The sequence below is a fragment of the Streptomyces sp. GQ60 genome, from assembly GCF_059758875.1.
Map to the genome: position 1 here is coordinate 1 of NZ_JCAXEG010000074.1, position 273 is coordinate 273.

At 64.1% G+C, this 273-nt stretch carries 1 pseudogene; it reads right to left on the bottom strand.

The window, feature by feature from the left end:
- Positions 1-193 (bottom strand): annotated as a pseudogene (locus tag AC6CKD_RS38025) (HSP18 transcriptional regulator); the annotation flags it as partial.
- Positions 194-273: the final 80 nt, after the last annotated feature.

The following is a 273-nucleotide window of genomic DNA, read 5'->3' on the forward strand; positions in this document are numbered from 1 at the left end:
ACAACTGCTCACGGACCTCGCGCAGCATCACCAGCGCGGCCAGCGCGGGGTGCGGCCCCGCATCCGTATCGAGTGTGGGAACGGTCTGCGGCACCGATGGTCGTTGTGCGTCGCTTACGGCTCGGCTGATGGTTTCCAGGGCCGAAGCGGCAGCGAGGAAGTTGATCTCCGGAGCCGGGGCGGCTTCTGCCATGGCGCTCCCCCTATCCTGTCGTCCTCCGGGTGACATCTGATGTGTCACCCTTCCGATGACTCTGTGGTTGTCATCGTTTA